The sequence below is a fragment of the Streptomyces sp. GESEQ-35 genome, from assembly GCF_017948485.1.
Taxonomy (GTDB): Bacteria; Actinomycetota; Actinomycetes; order Streptomycetales; family Streptomycetaceae; genus Streptomyces.
Window position 1 is genome coordinate 300,610 of record NZ_JAFFSX010000005.1, and the last position, 17,052, is coordinate 317,661.

Genomic DNA, 17,052 nt, shown 5'->3' on the forward strand with positions numbered 1-17,052 from the left:
CGGCCGGATCCTCGGCCATCGTGTCGGCGGCCCGGGTGAGCGACAACGTAGGTAAGGCGAACGTCCGGTCAGGAAACTCCCATGGGCTTTTGGCCTGTTCTTGACCGGTATTGGCGGGCGAGTTCAGGCCAGAAGTGCCCGCCCCAGCCAGTCGGTGTCGTCCCGCACTCCCGGCAGGGCGAAGAAGTAGCCGCCGCCGAAGGGGCTGATGTAGTCGACCAGCGGCTCGCCGGCCAGCCGCTTCTGCACGGTCTCGAACTGCCGGGCCAGGTCCTGCTGGTAGCAGCAGAACAGCAGTCCCATGTCGAGGTTGCCGTTGCTGTCGGTGCCACGGTCGTAGTTGTAGGCGCGGCGCAGGATGCGTTGGCCGGAGGTCGTGGTGGTGCGCGGGTTGGCGAGCCGGATGTGGCTGTCGAGGGGGATCACGTCGCCCTTGGGGTCCTGCGTGTACTGCGGGGTGTCGGTCTCGTGCCGACCGTCGAGGGGCGCGCCGGTGTCCCGGGCGCGGCCGAACATCCGCTCCTGCTCCGTGATCGCCACCCGGTCCCAGAACTCGACCAGCATCCGGATCAGCCGTACGACCTGGTAACTGCCGCCGACCGCCCACTGCGGCTCGCCGTCGCCGGTGCCCACCCACACCAGACGGTCCATCTCACGGGCATCGCGCACATCCGGATTGGCGGTGCCGTCCTTGAAGCCCATGTGGTTGCGCGGGGTGCCCGAGGGGCGGGGCGGGCTGACGAAACCGTCCATCCGCCAGCGCACCTGCATACCGCCCCGGGTGTGCCGGGCGATGTCGCGCAGGGCGTGCAGCACCGTGTCCGTGTCGGCGGCGCAGAACTGCATGCTCAGATCGCCGTGGCACCAGGCGGCGTCGAGGTCGTCGTCGGGGAAGGACGGCATCGCGGTGAGCCGGTGCGGCCTGCGTGCCGCGAGGCCGTAGCGGTCGTCGAAGAGCGAGCCGCCGGCGCCGACGGTGACGGTCAGTGCGTCGGCGGGCAGGTCCGGGCCGAGGGTGCCGGAGTCGCTGGGCGGGGCCGTGATGCCCAGCGGATCGGGGTTGCCGCCGGCGGTGAGGAAACGGGCCCGCTCGGTGACGGTGCGCAGCAGTTCGGCCAGCTCGGTGCGGTTCTCGGCGGTGACGTCGAAGGCCACGAACGCCGTGGCCCGTTGGGCGGGCGTGACGATCCCGGCCTGGTGGCGGCCGTGGAAGGACACCCGCTCTCGCGCGGCGGTGGGAGCCGCGGCGGCGGTGGCCTGGTCGGCGGCCACGAGCCCGGCGCCGGCGACGGCCGCCGCGCCCGCCAGGAAGCCTCGGCGGCCCACGTCGTTCGGGCAGTTCACGCGGTCCTCCGTACGTCGGTGAGGGCGGCCACGTCAGCGAGCCGCTCCACGAGTTCGCCCAGGTCCGCGTCGGCCTTCTCCCGCTGCGCACGCGTCAGCCCGGTCAGCGGAGTCCACCGTCCGTCGTGCTCGAACCCGCCGAGGGTGCTCTGCGCACGGTTCATCCACGCGTCGATGCCGGGCAGGCCGACGGCCCGCGTCGTCAGCAGCGGGCGCAGATACCCGAGCAGGACCCGGGTGCCGTCGAGGTTGGCGCGGGCGGTCGCAAGGTTGGTGTGGCTGCCGTAGTCCGTACGGCCGGTGAGCTCGAACTGCACGGTGTTCTCCAGGATTTCGTGCGCCCGGAGACCGACGTCGGCCGGGTCCATCCGCTGGTCGGGCCAGCTGTCGTGCAACGCCCGTACGGCCTCGGCGAGCCGGTCGGCCGGACCGCGCAGGCTGCTCGCCGACTCGCCGTGCCACAGCCCGTACTCGACCCGGCGGAAGCCGGCGAAGCCCGCGTCGCGCACTCCTCCGGACAGCCCGGCGGTGGTGCCGTTGATCGCCGCGTCGGCGTCCCCGAAGGTGCCGTAGGCGGCGCCCATCCGCTCGTAGACCAGGTGGGCGGGCAGCCAGGCGGCGCGGGCGGCGGCGAGGTCCCCGCGGTCGACGGCATCGCGCAGCACATCCGTCCGCTGCGCCAGCTCGACCGTGCGGGCCTGGATCCACTTCTGGTAGGCGAGCGTGGGCGGGATGAGGTCCTGCTCGGTGACAGGGACGGCGGCCGGGCCGCTCTTCACGGACCCCCCGCCGGTGATGCGCACGGTCGGGCCCGTGACGGCGTCCGCGTCGTCGGCCAGGCACTTGAAGGCGTACGAGCCCTTGCCGAGGGTCACGCCCATGGGGCGGACGGTGCCCGGGGCGAGCCCCTCGACCTCGCCGAACACCGCGCCCGACCGCGGATCGGTGAGATACACCTCGGCCGCGGTGCTGGAGGTGTTGCTCAGGTCGAAGACCTGGTGACCGGGCTCGGGGTGCGTCCAGCCGCGTCCGCAGCCGGCGGGAGTGACCTCGACGGCGGTGTGGCGGAGGCCGTCAGCCGCGGTCGCCCGGTGCGTGTCGTCACCGGAGCCGCCGCCCAAGAGCACGCCCGCCGTCACCGCTCCGGCGGCCAGGAGAGCACCGCCTGCCAGCAGCAGGGGGCGCCGCCGGGCGGTGGAGCCGGAGACGGAGGGGGATTCGGGTTCGGCTTCGGCGGCGAGTGCGGTTCCGGGCACGCCGGGCCTCCAGGGGAGTCGTACGTACGAACGAGGCGGCGCGGTCGATGTTAGGCAGCCCCCGCCCCCGGAATCCGTATTCCTGACCAGCCCCTGACCATATGAAAAGAGAGAATTCGTCCCCGGTTCACGCAGGGCCCCGCGAGCAGGGTCGCTTCTGCGGTGCCGCCGTGGCCTTCACAGCAGACCCAGGTCGCGGGCGCGCAGCGCGGCCTGAGTACGGTCGCGCAGGGCGAGTCGGCTGAGGATGCGGGAGATGTGGTTCTTCACGGTGCCCTCACTGAGGTACAGCTGCGTGGCGATCTCCCGGTTGGTCCGACCACGTGCCACGAGCCGCAGGATGTCGATCTCGCGCGGGCTCAGGGCAACCGCCGGCGCCGGAGCGGCGGCGGGCGACGGCAGCGCCGCCGCGATGCGGCCGGCCACCGAGGAGTCGAGTTGGGTGACTCCCGCGTGCGCCAGGCGGATCGCGTGCGCGAGTTCCTCGGCCGGCAGGTCCTTGAGCAGATAGCCGCTGGCGCCCGCCCGCAGAGCCTGGACGACGTACTCCTCGTCGTCGAACGTCGTCAGCATCACGACCCGGCACTCCGGCGCCCGGGCGCGCAGCACGGCCACGGCCTCCACACCGTCCAGCTCCGGCATCCGCACGTCCATCAGCACCACGTCAGGCCGCACTTCCACCGCCTTCGTCACGGCCTCCCGTCCGTTGGACGCCGTGCCGACGACCGAGATGCCCGGCCGGATCGAGAGCAGCGACGCGATGCCGTCCCGGATGAGCTGTTGATCGTCCACCACCAGCACCCGCACCACCGTCGGCTCCTCGCTCACCGCTCGCCTCCGCCCCGCGGGACGACGACCGTGAGCCGCGTGCCCTCGCCCGGCCTGCTGTCGATGTCCACGCTGCCCGCCACGAGATGCACCCGCTCCCGCATACCGGTCAGGCCGAATCCGGCCCTGGCCCCGTCCGCGGCGAAGCCGCGACCGTCGTCGGCGACGGCCAGCCGTGCAGTGTGTTCGGCCAACCGGACCACCACCGACACCCGCGAGGCTCGTGCGTGCCGCAGCGCGTTGGTCAGCCCCTCCTGCGCAGCCCGGTACAACGCGGTCAGTTCCGCCGCGCTGTAGCCGTCCTCGTCGCCGGTCACTTCGACGGTGACACGCGGTCCCGTGCCGCCGTCGCGCGCCCATTCCGCGAGTGCAGCCGACAGCGACGGCTGTGCCGCCTCGTCGCGCAGCGCGCGCACGGACTGCCGTACGTCGCCCAGCGCGAGCTTCACCGACTGTCTGGCCTCGGTCATCGCTCGCCCTGCGGCGTCCGGGTCCAGGGCGCGGAACTCCGAGGCGATCTCCAACTGGACGGAAATCGCGGTGAGATGGTGGCCGAGGCTGTCGTGGATGTCCCGGGCCATCCGGTTGCGCTCGGTTGCGGCGGACAGTTCCGCCACCCGCGCGGCATACTCCTGGAGTTCACGCCGGGCCCGCTGTTCGCCGACGGCGACGGCGGCCATCGAGATCGCCAGCACCAGGCCGATGCCGAGCATCAGCAGGTCGGACACGTACTCCATGTCGCGGTACCAGCCGGGGGCCGTCAGCAGATAGCCGGTGAGCAGACCGGCCACGCACAGCGCCCCCAGCGCGAGCGCAGCCGTGCGGCCGAACGCGAAGTAGGCGGTGAACGGCAGCAGCACGAACAGGACTTGGGACAGTCCCGAGGCATCCAGGACGACCACGGCACCCGTCAGCCCGAACCGGCTGAGCAGCAACGGCAAACGGGGCAGACTCCGGCGGTGTCCTGCCACCTCCACAGCGAACAGCGCCGCGAGCCCGGCGACGAAACCGGCTGTGCGCCAGGACACCAGCCCGGGACCGTCGCCCAGATCCGCAGCCAGGTAGTACAGACCGCCTACGAGCACCGCGCTGTACAGCAGCGGTGACACCCACGGCACAGGCACATACGCCGCCATGCACACCCCCCACCCGCCCGACGCTGCCGCCCAGGCTAGGCAAGGCGCGCACGCCGGGCGACAGCGACAGGAAAACTCCGGCCGGGTATGGCCGAACGGCACATGCCGATCGGCATCGGAACCGCACCGGGAACCGGTGACCTCCAGCGGTTGGTGTCACCACTCGGCACCTCCCTCAGCCGGCCGGCCGCTCCCTACCGTTTCGGGTCTGACCTGCCCCTCGACGAACCGGAGTTGCCCTCATGTCCTCGCCGATCAGCTCTGCGCCGGTCTCCTCCCGGCTCGCCCGCGTCGGCGCCCTCTCCGGGGCGCTGTCCGGCCTGCTCATCGCACTGCCCGCACTCGTCGAGGCGTTCACCGGTGAAACCGCCGCGACCAGCCTCCTCCTTGCCCTGTCCCCGGCGTTCTCCCTGCCGTTCCTCACCGCGCTCCACCAGAGGCAGAGCCGGGCCACCGGCCGCTTCGGAGAAGTCGCCTACGTCGTGAACCTCATCGGCCTCGGCCTGTTCGGCGGGGCGGCGTTCGCCTCGAACCTGGTGCTGTTCTATCTCGACGACGACATCATCGACGCGGAACTGACCGGCCCCACGATTCCCGCGTTCCTCGGCTCGGCCGTCGTCTTCGCGGTGGGCTGTGCCCTGTTCGGGGCGGCGATGATCCGCGCCGGCAGGTTCCCGAAGGTCCCGTCATGGGCGTACGCCGTCGTGCTGCCCCTGCTCGCGTTCCTGACCGCGCTGCCCGAGTCCGTGCTCACGAGCGCGCTGCACATCGTCGTCGGAGCCACCTTGACGTGGCTCTCCACGGCCCTGTGGCAATCCGCCACGGCGACCGATCACGCGGGCGTTCCGGATCGAACACCGGTCTGAGGGGAACGAGAAGTACGCGTCCGCCGCCGCACCGTACAGATCCTTACCTGCTGTCTGCCGCCCGTGGTCGTCGCCGTGTGGCGGCTGCGGACCACCGGTGTGGACCCTGGGGCTCACTCCGGCCGGCTGAGACCGCGCGGGCCCCTGGACCTCTCCCATTCCGGGCCCGTCGCCTACGGACACGAATCGGTATAATACCTTCCGCATGCATTCGAGTTGGCGCCGGGTGGCGTACTGATCCGGCGCTGCCGCGGGAGCGGGACCCGGCGGCACGGGCGAAAAGTAGTGCGGATGTGTGAGCCGTGCTAAAATCGACGATAGTTGCAGTTGTGGTTCCCGAAACTTCAAGTGCCTTGGCGACCGTATGTCGTCGGGCACTTTTGTATCTCCGGTGCTTATCCGGACGGGGTCATTGTGGCAACACAGGGGTTCGCACAGTGTTGAGCCCCGGGCACTGCCCCAAAGGAGATGGACATGGCTACTGGCACCGTCAAGTGGTTCAACGCGGAAAAGGGCTTCGGCTTCATTGAGCAGGATGGTGGCGGCCCCGACGTCTTCGCCCACTACTCGAACATCGCCACTCAGGGCTTCCGTGAGCTTCAGGAAGGCCAGAAGGTGAACTTCGACGTCACGCAGGGACAGAAGGGTCCGCAGGCGGAGAACATCACTCCTGCCTGAGCCTGAAGCGTAAGAGGCAGCTGGGGTCCCACCTCCAAGGTGGGGCCCCAGCTTGCTGCTTTTTGTATACCGATGAACCCATTTCAACCGGACTTATTCCAGTATTCAATTTCGGCTCGTTCTTGCAATTCATCCGACTCGTTTCTGTCGGGAATTCCTCGATGCGTGCCCGTCGAGGAAGGTTCTCCGTGAGCCGTTCAGCTCGAACGAATGACCGTTTCCGGCCCCAGGGAGAGTTCACGCTGCCGGCCACCGTCGCCCCTGCCCTCCCCGCGGCTGCGACCTTCGGCGAACTGGACATGCCCGTCGAGCTGCTGGAGATGCTCACCAGTCTCGGTCTGAACGAGCCGTTCCCGATCCAGGCCGCCACGTTGCCGAACTCCCTCGCAGGGCGCGACGTCCTGGGCCGCGCGCGCACCGGATCGGGCAAGACGCTCGCCTTCGGCCTGGCGCTCCTCGCGCGCACGGCCGGGCAGCGTGCCGAGTCGCGGAAACCGCTGGCCCTGATTCTCGTCCCCACGCGCGAGCTGGCACAGCAGGTCACCGATGCACTCACCCCGTACGCCCGGTTGCTGAAGCTGCGGCTGGCCACCGTGGTCGGCGGCCTGTCGATCGGCAGGCAGGCCGGCGCACTGCGTGCCGGGGCCGAGGTGGTCGTAGCGACGCCCGGCCGTCTCGCGGATCTTATCGAGCGCAAGGACTGCCGCCTGGACCGGGTGAACATCACCGTCTTGGACGAGGCCGACCAGATGGCCGACATGGGCTTCATGCCCCAGGTCACCGAACTGCTGGACCAGGTACGCCCCGATGGCCAGCGGATGCTGTTCTCGGCGACGCTGGACCGCAACATCGACCTCCTGGTCCGTCGATACCTCCATGACCCGGTGGTTCATTCGGTCGACCCGTCGGCGGGCGCGGTCACCACCATGGAGCATCACGTGCTCCAGGTGCACGGCGCCGACAAGTACGCCACCGCCACCGAGATCGCTGCCCGCGAGGGACGCGTGATCATGTTCCTGGACACCAAGCACGCCGTCGACCAGTTCACCAAGCACCTGCTGGGCAGCGGCGTGAAGGCATCGGCGCTGCACGGCGGCAAGTCGCAGCCCCAGCGAACCCGGATCCTGGCCCAGTTCAAGGAGGGCCACGTCACGGTCCTGGTGGCCACCAACGTCGCGGCCCGCGGCATCCACGTCGACGACCTCGACCTGGTGGTCAACGTCGACCCGCCCGGTGACCACAAGGACTACCTGCACCGCGGCGGCCGCACCGCGCGGGCCGGCGAGTCCGGCACCGTCGTCACCCTGGTCCTGCCCAACCAGCGCCGGGACATGGCCCGTCTCATGTCCGCCGCGGGCATCAGGCCGCAGATCACGCAGGTGCGCTCCGGCGAGGCCGAGCTGAACCGCATCACCGGCGCCCAGGCTCCGTCCGGTGTCCCCGTCAGCGGCAGCGGGCCGGTCGCGGAGCGCCCGAAGCGCGGCGGTGCCCCGTTCCGGGGTATGGGCACCCGCTCGGGGCGGGCCGGGGGCGAGACCCGCCGGTCTGCCGAGTCGCGTCAGATTGCCGAGGCCCGGAAGGCCGCCAGGGTCCGTCGTGGCGCATAGGAACACACGGCACCGGCCGGGCCCTACCATGGCGGCATGGCCGTCGATCTCTTCGCAGGCATCCTCGTCAACGACTACGCAGCGGCGCTGACCTGGTACGAGCGGCTGTTCGGTGCCGAGCCGGCGTTCTTCCCGAACGACACCGAGGCTGTCTGGGAGCTCGCCGAACACCGGTACGTCTATATCGAGCATCGGCCCGGCCACGGCGGCCACGCCTTGCTCACCCTCTTCGTCGACGACCTCGACAGCCGCGTCGACGCGATCATCGACCGGGGATTGAAGCCCTCACAGCGCGAGACCTACGCGAACGGCGTACGCAAGGTCACGTACCGGGATCCGGAGGGAAACGAGATCGGGTTCGGCGGGGGTCCGCTCTGACGGCGATCAGCCGGTTCCAGCGGCGTCAGCCGTCGGCGGTCGTGGCGCCGTCGCCCAGTTCGTCGGTCAGACAGGCGAGGTAGAGGGCCATGGTCGTCCGGTGCTCACGGAGCGGGCGGCCGGTGATCTGCTCGATCTTGTTCATGCGGTAGACGACGGTGTTGCGGTGGATGTGCAGGGCAGCCGAGGCGCGTACGAGATTGAATCCGCTCTCGCACCAGGCGGTGATCGTGTCGCGCAGTACCGGCCAGTCCGGCTGGACCCGGCGCCCCGGCACACGCTGTACTTCGGCGAGCGCCGGGCCGTCGCCTCACCGATCGGCGGTACCACGCGGATCGGCGGCACGATGGAGCTGAGCGGAAACAACAGCCGTCTCGACTGGCGCCGCATCGTCGCCGTGGCACTGGCCAGCCGGCACTGTCTGGGCCGCTGGTTCGACGATCCGGACGACCTGGTGAGCGTGATCCGCGAACCCTGGGTCGGCCGGCGGCCGTTCCTCCCCGACGGACTGCCGGTGATCGACCGCATCCCGGGTCACGACAACGCCTTCGCGGCCACCGGCCATGGGATGCTCGGCGTCACCCTGGGTCCCGCCACAGGGCAGCGACTCGCCGAGTACATCCGGACCGGCCGACGCCCCGAGACCCTCGCGCCGTTCCGCTTCGACCGGCTCCGCCACTGAACGGGCAACCCTGCGAACGCACTTCACGGAACGCCCACAGACTCCTTGCTGAAACTTTATGTTTCAAACGTTACGCTCGCCGGCAGGTGAGTGGCCGAGGGCGCCCCACGCGCCGCGGCACTCGCTCCCCCCACCAGGCACAGGAGACTCGGTGTGCATGACGGCGACGTAGTGGTGATCGGCGGCGGCTATGCGGGCGTTCGGCTGGCGAAACGGCTGGACGAGACGGCGCGGGTCACGTTGGTGGACCGCAAGGAGATCTTCTTCCACCGCATCGCATCCCTGCGGGCCGGTGTGCGCCCGGAGTGGTCGGTGACGCCCTTCATCCCGTACGACCGGCTGCTGCGCCACGGCCGTGTGGCCGCGGCCAAGGCGGTTCGCGTCGAGACGGATGAGCGGCAGGTGGTGCTGGCCACGGGTGAGCGGCTGCCGTACGACGTGCTGGTGATCGCCACCGGCGCCGACTACCCGGAACCGGCCCGTTTCACCGGCACGACCGCGGACGAGGCGGTCAAGTCGTTCGCCGAGCACCAGCGGAGCATCGCCGCCGCCGGACACGTCCTCGTCGTCGGCGGCGGGCCGTCCGGCGTCGAACTCAGCGCCGAGATCCGGCTGGCCCGCCCGGACGCCCGGGTCACGCTCGCCCATGCCGGGCCGGCGCTGCTGAACGCCACGGGCAGTGCCCGCGCCGGGCGCAAAGCACGCGACTGGCTGGAGTCCCACGACGTCGAGGTGCGGCTCGACTCCTTCATGGCGCCCGGCAATGACTTCGGCACCTACCGCGACGCCCACGGCAACATCGTCGAGGCCGACCTCTCCTTCTGGGCGACGGGCACCACACCCAACACGCTCTGGCTGCGCCTGGCCGGGCACGGGGACTGGCTGAACCCCGCCGGGCACGTGAAGGTCGACCGGATGCTCCGGGTCGAGGGGAAGCCGGACGTGTTCGCGGTCGGCGACGTCAACGACGCCACCGAGCTCAAGATCACCCCCGCCGCGCTCGCCCAGGCGGACCTCGCCGCCCACAACATCCGCACCTACCTGAACAGTTCCGGCAAGCACCGCAAGGAGCCCCGGCTGTACCGGCCGATGCAGCGCACTCCGATCATCGTGCCGTTCGGCGCGGGCGACGGACTCACCGTGCTGCCCGTGCCGGGCGGCGAGACTGCGGTCCTCGGCAGCCGGACCTCCGTGATGGCCAAGGCGAAGACGCTCATGACCCCGTACATGAGGCGCCAGCTCGGGTACACCGCGACCTGAGAGCCGAACCGCGTACTCAGCCCGTCACCCCGGCGTGGGCCAGACAGCGGGCCAGGTCCGAACGGGAACGGACGCCCAGCTTGCGGTAGACGCGGGTGAGGTGGGCCTCGATCGTCTTGCGGGAGAGGAAGAGGGACGCGGCGGCCTCCACGTTGCTCAGCCCCTCGCCGATGGCGCGCGCCACCTGGAGCTCCTGCGGGGTGAGCAGGGCCACCGGCGGCGGTTCGTTGCCGTGGACGGCGGTGCGGTGCCCCGTTGCCGCGACTTCGGCCTCGGCCCGGACCGCCCAGGGAACGGCGTCCAGCGCGGTGAACGTCCGCCGGGCGAGCAGCAGCGGTTCGCGTGCCGCGGACGGCCGCCGGAACCGGCGTAGGACCTCTCCCGCGACGAGCCGGGTCCGGGCCCGCTCGAAGGCCATCTCCTGGTCGGCGTGGACGCGTTCCGCGACGGCCAGCCAGTCGGCGGCCTCCTCTGCGGACCGCGCGAGCATCACCCGGCAGCGGGCGTGCGCGGCCGCCGGCCATGCCAGACCGGTCGCGGTATCACGCTCCCGCAGCCAGTCCGCGACGGCGACGCCCCGCTCTCTCGCCCCCGTGCGCAGACAGGCCTCGGCGAGGTCGGCGACCCACGGCATCAGGCAGGGATTGACCAGCCCCATCTCCTGCGCCGACGCGAACGCCGCCTCCAGGTGCGCACGCGCCGCTTCCGGATCACCGGCGGCGAGCGCGGCCGTACCCAGCGCACCGCGTGCGAACAAGGACAGACCGCGCAGCCGACCGCCGCACCAGCGCTCGTACTGCGCCACACGCTCCTCGCAGGCCGCGACGTCGCCGCGCAGGGCGTCCAGCCGTGCGAGCTGGAGCAACGCGTAGCCCGTCATCGCCAGATGCCCGAACTCCGTTGCCCAGCGCAGCCCCTCGGTGGCGTCCGCGCGGGCCATCGGCCAGCGCGACCACATCTCCACCTCGCACCGCGCCAGCAGCGTGTACGGCAGGAGGGCGGGGGAGTGGTCGCGGCGCATCCCCTCGATCACCGTGTCCAGGACGCGGCGGGCGAGCTCTCCGTCACCGGTCCAGGACAGGCCCTGCGCGATCTCCATCGTCGTCTGGCGTTCCTCGGGGCCGGGCCGGCCGCGCGTCTGGGCGAGCAGCCCGAGCAGGGCCGTACGGCCTTCGCGTACATCGCCGCCCAGAGCCTGCGCACGGGCGCGCATCACGGCGGCGTGGCGACGCTGCGTGCCGTGCGTGCCGGCCGCCAACTCCGCGCAGCGGGCGGCGATGTCGCAGGCGTCGCCCATCCGCCCGTCCATCGTCGCGGGCACCACCGCGGCCCCGTACAGCCGGCAGGCACGTGAGGGGTCCACCGGCTCGACCGCGCGGGCCGCGCCGACCAGCAGCTGATGCGCACGGCCGGGATCTCCGAGCCAGGTGCAGGCCTGGCCGCGCAGCAGCTCGATGTCCGCGGTCATCAGCGGGTCCCGGCAGTGCGACAGCGCCTGCTCGCACCACTGGGCGGCATCCCGCGTCGTACCGCCGTAGAAAGCGTCGTGCGCGGCCTCGAACAGGCGGCGGGCCGCGTCCGCGGGGTCCGGGGACAGCTCGGCGGCACGGTGCCAGGTGGGCGCGGCAGCCGCCAACGCCCCGCGCTGCCGCGCCTGCCGGGCGTCGGCCACCAGACGGGCGGCGACCGACTCGTCCGGACCGGGGGCGGCGGCTGCCAGGTACCAGGTCTGTAGTTCGCCCGAGCTCACGGCGGCCAGTTTCCGGTACACCTCAAGCCGTCGGACCGTGGCGCACTGTCCCAGCACCACCGGCCGCAGCACGGGATGCCGTAGCTCGCACGCGCCGTCCCGCATCCGTACCAGTCCGGCCGCCTCGGCCGGGTCCAGATCGGCGGTCGTGAGTCCGTCGGACGCCAACGCCCGTTGCAGCAGCGGCCATTGCGGGGTTCGGCCGGCGGCGACGTAAACCAGCGCCTCTCGGCTGCGCGGGGGCAGCATGCGCAGCTGTCCGCGCCATGCGCGCTCCACCAGCGGCCCGGGTGCCTCCCACGAGTCGTCCCACGCCTCGGCACCGCCCGCACGGCTGCGGGCGAGCGCCGCCGCGTACTCGACCAGGACCAAGGGGTTGCCGTGTGCCAGCCGCACGATCCGGCCCGCCGCCGCATCCGCCCGGTCGAGCCTGTGCCGCCGTAACAGGGTCCAGCACTCGTCGTCCGTCAGCGGCCCCAGCACGGCGTGCGGGACGCTCTCCTCGATCCCCTCCTCCTCCGGCCCGCTGCGCGCGGCCATGACGAGGGCCACTCGCTCGGTGGCCAGCCGCCGGGCCACGAACTGAAGCACCTGCCGGGACGAAGGATCGGCCCAGTGCAGGTCGTCGACGAGGACCAGCAGCGGCCACGCCTCCCCGGCGGCGGCCAGCACGCCGAGCGCGCCCGCGCACACCGCGTACGGGTTCGGCTCGGCCGCATCCGCGAGCGCGAGACAGCCCTCCACGGCTCTGCGCTGGGCCGGCGGCAGCTCGCCGAAGTGATGGCGCAGCGGCAGCAGCACATCGGCCAGCACCGCGTACGGCAGCACGGCCTCCGACTCCACTCCGCAGGCCCACAGCACCTGGGCGTCCTGGCAGCGGGCGGCCGCGTGGCGCAGCACCATGCTCTTGCCGATCCCCGGTTCACCGCTCAGCAGCAGGGCACCGCCCCTGTGGGGCAGGGCGTCCACCAGGCCGGCCACCAGGTCGCGTTCGGTGTTCCGGCCGACCAGGGCAACGGGCCCCGGGTCGGACGTCGCTTCGTCGGGCGCGGAGGCAGCCACGACGCAGTACGGCCCGTGCACACCCGAGTCGCCCGGCGCATGGACCGGATCGCATGCCGCTGCGCCCACCGTCACACCGGTCATCGCAGGTTCTTCCATGACGCCCCCGTACCCCTGCCGCTCCCCAGCGGCGGTCCGTCATATCACCAGGGTGCCCCCGGAAGGGTGATCGGCGTGAGTGGTCGGGACGGTCCTACGGCGGCCTCCGTACGGTGCTGTCCGCGCGGTGAGCCCATGGCGCGTAGCACCTGCCGGGTGCATCCGGCGCCGGCGACGCGGCGGATGGCGTAGGCGTTTCGGCGGGCGCGCTGCTCAGGAACGCGGCAGCGCATGTCCCGGGCGGAGGTAGGGAGTTCCCCGAAGCCGTGGTGCGAGCGTCCGGAAAGACTCGCGTGCCCTAGACCGGAAAGGGGCAGGGGATGGCTGAGCAGGGACAGTTCCGGCGGGTGATCACGAACCTCACGCACGGCGGACACGCGATTCTCGACAGTGCCGACGAGGCGGAGAAGACCGCCCAGACCCAGGAGAGCCTGAGCACGCGCAGCACGGTGGTTCAGGAGTCCACCGACGTCGCCGCGCACGTGGGCACCACTTCCTTCGACTACTTGTTCCCCGACCTCGCGAAGAAGTTCCCGGAGCACCACCTGCCGCAGGACGACATCGCAAGGGTGGTCAAGGCACTGCTCGAACTGGGCTCGGCGATCGTGGAGACCCCGGAAGAGGTGCGCCTCCCGGAGCTCAACTCACCGATTCCGGCGATCTACACCTACTGGGGCCAGTTCGTCGACCACGATCTGACCGCCGCGACCGACCGCGATCTGGTGATCAACATCACCGACGAGAACCTGCCGCCCGTGCCACCGGACGAAGTGATCAAGAAGTTGGAGAACCTGCGGATCCCGGCACTGAACCTCGACTCGGTCTACGGCGACGGGCCGTTCGCGGCACCGGTGGTGGGCAAGGACGCCGTTCCCTACGACGGGATCAAGTTCCGGTTGGGCCTGCTCTCGCCGGTGCCCGCCAATGTGGGCGCGCTGATCCCCCCGGTCGACGACACGCAACGGGATCTGCCGCGCAAGCCCGACCGCACACCGCTCGTCGGCGACACCCGCAACGACGAGAACCTCGTGGTGGCTCAACTGCACGTGGCGTTCCTGCGGTTCCACAACGCGGCGGTCGACTGGGTGCGCGACAACGAGCCCGGCTTCGAGTCCGACGCCGAGGTCTTCCGACGGGCCAGGGACCTCACCCGATGGACCTACCAGTGGTTGTGCGTGCACGACTATCTGCGCACCGTGGCTCGCCCCGACGTCGTCGACCTGGTGGACACCGCGGAGGGGAACCTGCTCGCCCTGGACCGTCGCGGCACCTACGTGCCGATCGAGTTCGCGGTTGCGGCTTTCCGCTTCGGCCACAGCATGGTGCGCGGTGCCTACGACTGGAACCGCAACTTCGGCCGCCCCGGCGACAGGTCGCCCGTGTCCACCCTGGACCAGCTGTTCCAGTTCACCGGCAAGGGCGGTTTCGCCGGCCAGCTGACGACGCTCCCGTCGAACTGGCCGGCGGAGTGGGACCGGATGGTCGACAAGAACAGTCAGTTCGCCAACCGCTTCGCACGGCTCATCGACACCAGGATCGCGCCACCGCTCGCCGAACTGCGCAACGAGGGCAACGACCCGGGCCTGGCCGACCGGATCAAGAAACTGCTCAAGCACCTCGCCCAGCGCAACCTCCTGCGCGGCTACCGGCTGGCCGCCCCCACCGGCCAGGCCGTGGCCGAAGCCCTCGAAGTCACACCTCTCAGCCGCGTGGAACTCGAGCAGAACAGCAGCGACGCGGTCAAGAACGCCCTGGAGGCGGGCGGCCTGTTCGACAAGACCCCGCTCTGGTTCTACGTGCTGAAAGAGGCCGAGGTGAGGGAGCTGGGCCGGCGGCTCGGTGAGGTCGGCAGCCGCATCGTCGCCGAGACCATCGTCGGCCAGATCCGCCAGGACTCCGGTTCGTACGTGAACCAGACGAGCTGGAGCCCCGCACAGGGCGTCCAGCTGCCCAACGGCCGACCGGTGCGCACGATCGCGGACTTCCTCCGCTTCGCCGGCGTCCTCTGACCCACCCGCGCCCAGCTGTGCCCCCCATGCCCCCGCCGGCCCGTACCGGTGGGGGCGCACCTGCCCCCGTAGGGAATTCCCCGAAGCGCCGAACGTCCCCCGCCGAGGAGCATCCGCGCATGGACATACCAGAACAGCAGCAGAACATGATGGAGCGATACCGGGACACGGCGCAGCAGCGCGAGGACATCCGGCGTCGGCAGGCGGAGACCGGCGTGCCCTTCGTCGTCGACAGCGAGGAGCAGCTGCTCGCCCGCGCGGAGCGGCTGTTGAGCAAGGGCGAGGTCGATCCGGAGACGCTGGCGCCGGTGCCGACCGACGGGGGCCCGGTGCTTCCCGCCGTCGTGCCCGAACGGATCCTCGGCGCCGCGAGCGAGCTTCAGAGCGTCAACTTCCTTGCCCGTGGGGCACGTGCGGCCCGCGCGGTCGCCCGCATGTCCATCATCGACAACGGACGGCGGGCCGGGTTCGGCACCGGGTTCCTCGTGGGGGAGCGTCTGCTCCTCACCAACAACCACGTGCTGCCCGACGTGAAGACGGCGACCGGATCCTTCGCGGAGTTCGACCTCGAATCCGACGTCGACGGCGTGCCCAAACCGATCGCCGCCTACGACCTGGTCCCGGGCGACCTGTTCGTCACCGACGCCGACCTCGACTACACCCTCGTCGCGGTCGCGGCAGGCACCGACGGGAGCCGGCCCGGCGCGGTGCACGGTTGGCTCAGGCTGATCGCCCAACAGGGGAAGATCGTCATCGGTGAGCCGGTGAACGTCGTCGGCCATCCCGACGCCCGGCCGAAAGAGCTCGCGGTCCGCGACAACGCCCTGCTCAACCAGTTGCCGCAGTTCCTGCACTACCGCACGGACACCGAGCCCGGAAACTCCGGCTCGCCCGTCTTCAACGACCAGTGGGAGGTCGTCGCGCTGCACCACGCCGGCGTACCAGACCCGGACGGCGAGGGCTGGATCGCCAACGAGGGGGCACGCGTCAGCGCCATCCTGCGGCACCTCGCGCTGGCCGAGCTGCCACCGCAACAGAAGCTGCTGCTGGCCGAGTTGGGCTCGCAGGCGGTACCGAGCGAAGCGGCGCTGACCGAAGACGTCCTCCCCGCTCAGGCAACCCTGCCCGCGGCGCATGCCGAGGCCGGCGCGGGTGCTCAGCAGCGGCGCGGTGTCGCCGGGCGGACCGGCGCCGGCCGGCGCGTGGTGTTCCTGCACGGCCGCGGGCAGCAGGGCCGCGATCCCGCCGCGCTGCGCGCCGGCTGGTGCGGGGGCCTGGCCATCGGGCTGGCGGCGGCGGGCCTTGCGCCGATCGACGCCGGCGACGTCTGGTTCCCCTACTACGGCGACGCGTTGGCCGCCTGGGCCGCCGACCGTGAGCACCTCGCCCCCGAAGCGACGACCACGGCCGAGGCGTACGCGCCCTCCGATCCCGGCGCCCGCGCGGTGTACGCCACCCTGCTCGCCGAGGCCGCCAAGCGCGCCGGGATGCCCGCGTCGGAACGGGAGTCCGTGGAGGAGGGCGTACGCGCGAGCGAGGGCGTGGCCGCACAGGAGTCGGGCCTCCTCGGCGGGGTGGTCGCCGCACTGCAAAGGCCGCTGTCCTGGATCGCGGCGCGCAGCGGGCTCGACGACGCCGTGATCGCGACGGTGTTCCGCGACATCGCCGCCTACCTCGACAACAAGTCGGTACGCGACGCCGTGCTCGACGCGGTGCTGGCCGACATGCCCGACGACGGCGAGATCGTCCTGGTCACCCACAGCCTCGGCACCGTCGTCGCGCTCGACCTGTTCACCCGGCTGCACAAGCGGGCCTCCGTGCCTCTGCTCGTGACCGCGGGCAGCCCACTCGGACTCGACGCCGTGTACCGGCGGTTGCTCACGGGGGGACCCGTCCGGCCCGGTCAGGTCGGAGTGTGGATCAACGCCTGGGCGGCTGCGGACGCCGTCGCCATCGGCTGTCCGCTCGGCGACACCTGGACAGGGGTGCGCGACGTGCTCTGCGCCAACCGCAAGGACCGGGCACACGACATCACGCAGTACCTTGCCGAGGCCCGGATCGCAGCCGAGATCGGTCGCGGCGCCCGCCCGTAGGCGG

14 protein-coding genes are annotated in these 17,052 nt (G+C 71.3%); 8 read left to right on the forward strand and 6 right to left on the reverse strand.

Translation table 11 applies throughout. The features are described 5' to 3' along the window. Window positions 1-123: 123 nt before the first annotated feature. From efeB to KCH87_RS13010, 4 genes are all read right to left on the reverse strand, one after another. A complete protein-coding gene (gene efeB / locus KCH87_RS12995; protein WP_210586174.1) occupies window positions 124-1,344 on the reverse strand; it encodes an iron uptake transporter deferrochelatase/peroxidase subunit in 1,221 nt (406 codons plus the stop codon). Then, window positions 1,341-2,600: an EfeM/EfeO family lipoprotein gene (locus tag KCH87_RS13000; RefSeq protein ID WP_210586175.1), complete on the reverse strand. Its 1,260-nt coding sequence runs from the start codon at window positions 2,598-2,600 to the stop codon at window positions 1,341-1,343. Before KCH87_RS13000 ends, efeB begins: the two co-directional genes overlap by 4 nt. 177 nt (window positions 2,601-2,777) lie before the next feature. After that, window positions 2,778-3,428 (reverse strand): response regulator transcription factor, encoded by a 651-nt coding sequence (locus tag KCH87_RS13005; protein WP_210586176.1) that lies wholly within the window; start codon window positions 3,426-3,428, stop codon window positions 2,778-2,780. Next, a complete protein-coding gene (locus KCH87_RS13010; protein ID WP_210586177.1) occupies window positions 3,425-4,564 on the reverse strand; it encodes a sensor histidine kinase in 1,140 nt (379 codons plus the stop codon). The genes KCH87_RS13005 and KCH87_RS13010 overlap by 4 nt, the downstream gene beginning before the upstream one ends. 242 nt (window positions 4,565-4,806) lie before the next feature. On the opposite strand from KCH87_RS13010, the gene KCH87_RS13015 reads away from it, so the two are divergent. From KCH87_RS13015 to KCH87_RS13030, 4 genes are all read left to right on the forward strand, one after another. Further along, the gene (locus KCH87_RS13015; RefSeq protein ID WP_210586178.1) at window positions 4,807-5,430 is read left to right on the forward strand and encodes a hypothetical protein; all 624 of its coding nucleotides are present in this window, start codon (window positions 4,807-4,809) and stop codon (window positions 5,428-5,430) included. Window positions 5,431-5,904: 474 nt separating this feature from the next. Then, window positions 5,905-6,108: a cold-shock protein gene (locus tag KCH87_RS13020; protein WP_210586179.1), complete on the forward strand. Its 204-nt coding sequence runs from the start codon at window positions 5,905-5,907 to the stop codon at window positions 6,106-6,108. A 188-nt stretch (window positions 6,109-6,296) separates the two neighbouring features. After that, entirely contained in the window at window positions 6,297-7,715 is a 1,419-nt protein-coding gene (locus tag KCH87_RS13025) for a DEAD/DEAH box helicase (RefSeq protein ID WP_210586180.1), read from the forward strand. A 36-nt stretch (window positions 7,716-7,751) separates the two neighbouring features. Beyond that, window positions 7,752-8,093, forward strand: a complete 342-nt coding sequence (locus tag KCH87_RS13030; protein WP_210586181.1) for a VOC family protein — start codon at window positions 7,752-7,754, stop codon at window positions 8,091-8,093. 25 nt (window positions 8,094-8,118) lie between these two features. On the opposite strand, the gene KCH87_RS13035 is transcribed toward KCH87_RS13030, so the two are convergent. Then, the gene (locus tag KCH87_RS13035; RefSeq protein WP_308298822.1) at window positions 8,119-8,370 is read right to left on the reverse strand and encodes a helix-turn-helix domain-containing protein; all 252 of its coding nucleotides are present in this window, start codon (window positions 8,368-8,370) and stop codon (window positions 8,119-8,121) included. Between KCH87_RS13035 and KCH87_RS13040 the strand changes: the two genes are divergently transcribed. Both KCH87_RS13040 and KCH87_RS13045 read left to right on the forward strand, forming a co-directional pair. Next, complete coding sequence (locus tag KCH87_RS13040; protein WP_308298823.1) at window positions 8,266-8,775, forward strand: FAD-binding oxidoreductase; 510 nt, start codon at window positions 8,266-8,268, stop codon at window positions 8,773-8,775. The genes KCH87_RS13035 and KCH87_RS13040 overlap by 105 nt on opposite strands. Before the next feature lie 153 nt (window positions 8,776-8,928). Next, complete coding sequence (locus KCH87_RS13045; RefSeq protein ID WP_210586182.1) at window positions 8,929-10,035, forward strand: FAD-dependent oxidoreductase; 1,107 nt, start codon at window positions 8,929-8,931, stop codon at window positions 10,033-10,035. 16 nt (window positions 10,036-10,051) lie between these two features. On the opposite strand, the gene KCH87_RS13050 is transcribed toward KCH87_RS13045, so the two are convergent. Next, window positions 10,052-12,946 (reverse strand): AAA family ATPase, encoded by a 2,895-nt coding sequence (locus tag KCH87_RS13050; RefSeq protein WP_247196119.1) that lies wholly within the window; start codon window positions 12,944-12,946, stop codon window positions 10,052-10,054. A 320-nt stretch (window positions 12,947-13,266) separates the two neighbouring features. Between KCH87_RS13050 and KCH87_RS13055 the strand changes: the two genes are divergently transcribed. Together KCH87_RS13055 and KCH87_RS13060 are read left to right on the forward strand one after the other, a co-directional pair. Next, window positions 13,267-14,955, forward strand: a complete 1,689-nt coding sequence (locus tag KCH87_RS13055; RefSeq protein ID WP_210586183.1) for a heme peroxidase family protein — start codon at window positions 13,267-13,269, stop codon at window positions 14,953-14,955. 119 nt (window positions 14,956-15,074) lie between these two features. Further along, complete coding sequence (locus KCH87_RS13060) at window positions 15,075-17,048, forward strand: serine protease (protein ID WP_210586184.1); 1,974 nt, start codon at window positions 15,075-15,077, stop codon at window positions 17,046-17,048. Window positions 17,049-17,052: the final 4 nt, after the last annotated feature.

Excerpts from the sequence above, each read along its gene's own strand:
- KCH87_RS13010 (WP_210586177.1), bottom strand. The coding sequence starts at position 4,564 with ATGGCGGCGTATGTGCCTGTGCCGTGGGTGTCACCGCTGCTGTACAGC.
- KCH87_RS13015 (WP_210586178.1), top strand. The coding sequence starts at position 4,807 with ATGTCCTCGCCGATCAGCTCTGCGCCGGTCTCCTCCCGGCTCGCCCGC.
- KCH87_RS13020 (WP_210586179.1), top strand. The coding sequence starts at position 5,905 with ATGGCTACTGGCACCGTCAAGTGGTTCAACGCGGAAAAGGGCTTCGGC.
- KCH87_RS13030 (WP_210586181.1), top strand. The coding sequence starts at position 7,752 with ATGGCCGTCGATCTCTTCGCAGGCATCCTCGTCAACGACTACGCAGCG.
- KCH87_RS13050 (WP_247196119.1), bottom strand. The coding sequence starts at position 12,946 with ATGGAAGAACCTGCGATGACCGGTGTGACGGTGGGCGCAGCGGCATGC.
- KCH87_RS13055 (WP_210586183.1), top strand. The coding sequence starts at position 13,267 with ATGGCTGAGCAGGGACAGTTCCGGCGGGTGATCACGAACCTCACGCAC.
- KCH87_RS13060 (WP_210586184.1), top strand. The coding sequence starts at position 15,075 with ATGGACATACCAGAACAGCAGCAGAACATGATGGAGCGATACCGGGAC.